The sequence below is a fragment of the Rhizobium sp. FG96 genome (genome assembly GCF_057808655.1).
Genome location: NZ_JBMDIL010000038.1, coordinates 1 through 1533, shown reverse-complemented (window position 1 = coordinate 1533; position 1533 = coordinate 1). Strand labels below are relative to the sequence as shown.

At 56.8% G+C, this 1533-nt stretch carries 2 protein-coding genes; both read left to right on the top strand.

Going from position 1 to position 1533, the window contains the following annotated elements; translation table 11 throughout:
- Positions 1–80: 80 nt before the first annotated feature.
- Entirely contained in the window at positions 81–1169 is a 1089-nt protein-coding gene (locus tag ACODR6_RS32070) for an IS5 family transposase (protein WP_489026614.1), read from the top strand.
- Positions 1169–1513 (top strand): hypothetical protein, encoded by a 345-nt coding sequence (locus ACODR6_RS32065; RefSeq protein WP_183794165.1) that lies wholly within the window; start codon positions 1169–1171, stop codon positions 1511–1513. The genes ACODR6_RS32070 and ACODR6_RS32065 overlap by 1 nt, the downstream gene beginning before the upstream one ends.
- Positions 1514–1533 lie beyond the last annotated feature (20 nt).

The window sequence follows — 1533 nt, the reverse complement described above, 5'->3', positions numbered from 1 at the left end:
CTAGCAGGCCGTTGAAAAAGGCGCTGGCACATATGCTGTTGTCGTGATTCACTCGCTGTATGGCGATTTGGAGCTGATGGATGCGCGGCGGCGATGTGAGGACAGGCGAACTCTTCAGCTATGTGGATCTGGAGGTTCGTGTTCGAAAAGATCATCCCCTACGGGCCATCCGGCAGATCGTGAACGAAGCGCTCGTTTTATTGGAACAAGATTTTGCAGCGCTTTATTCACCGATCGGGCGACCGTCGATCGCGCCAGAAAAGCTTCTGCGCGCCATGCTTATGCAAGCCTTCTATTCGATCCGTTCTGAGCGACTTCTGATGGAGCGGTTGGAATACGACCTTCTCTTCCGCTGGTTCGTCGACATCGGCATTGACGATCCCGCCTGGGACCATTCAGTGTTTTCGAAAAACCGCGACCGATTGCTTGATGGTGACATCGCTGCGAAGTTTCTGGGTGCAATTCTTTCCCAGCCCAAGGTAAAGCGGCTGCTGTCAACAGACCATTTCTCTGTCGATGGCACACTGATCGAAGCCTGGGCGTCGATGAAGAGCTTCAAGCCGAAGGACGGTTCGGACAAACCGCCATCGGAGAGCGGTCGCAACGCAGAAGCAGACTTCCATGGCGAAAAGCGTTCCAACGAGACGCATGCATCAACGACCGATCCGGATGCGAAGCTGTACAGGAAGGGAAAGGGCAAGGAGGCCAAGCTGTCCTTCATGGGGCATGGTCTAATGGAGAACCGCCATGGTCTTCTGGTCAACGCTTATCTGACAAAAGCAACCGGTTATGCCGAACGCATCGCGGCTCTTCACATGATTGAACCCTTCTGCGACCGGCCACAGGCAATCACGCTTGGTGCCGACAAGGCTTATGACACGAAAGACTTCGTCAGAGATTTGCGGTCGATGAAGGTGACGCCCCACGTGGCACAGAACGTCAATGGTCGCCGCTCGGCTATCGACGGACGCACGACACGCCATCCCGGCTATAAGGTCAGCCTACGCATTCGCAAGCGTATCGAAGAGGCGTTCGGCTGGATCAAAACCGTCGCCGGGCAGGACAAGACAAAGTTCCGCGGTCGCGACCGGGTGGGATGGGCTTTCACCTTCGCGGCCGCCGCCTACAATCTGGTGCGGCTGCCGAAGCTCATGACGGAGACAGGCTGATGGCGAGAGTTCCTGCTTTCGCCAAGGCCTTCGCCGGTCGTTGGCGCATCGTCGAGATGGACAACTGGGACAATGACGCCCTCGATCTCGTCGAAGAGGCGCATCTAACATTCCAGGGCCCGGCCGACGGCGAAATCGCATTCGTTGCTCTTAAGGGCTTTCTCGATGTCCGCTACAGCACGCGCAGTGGATCAGCCTGTGCGGAGTTCTCGTGGGAAGGACAAGACGAGAATGACCCGGTCTGTGGTCGCGGATGGGCAGCACTTGGCTCCGCTGGACGCCTTGTCGGGCATATCTATATCCACAACGGAGACGATTCCGGCTTCGTGTGCGAACGCGATTGACTTCTTCAACACCCTGCTAG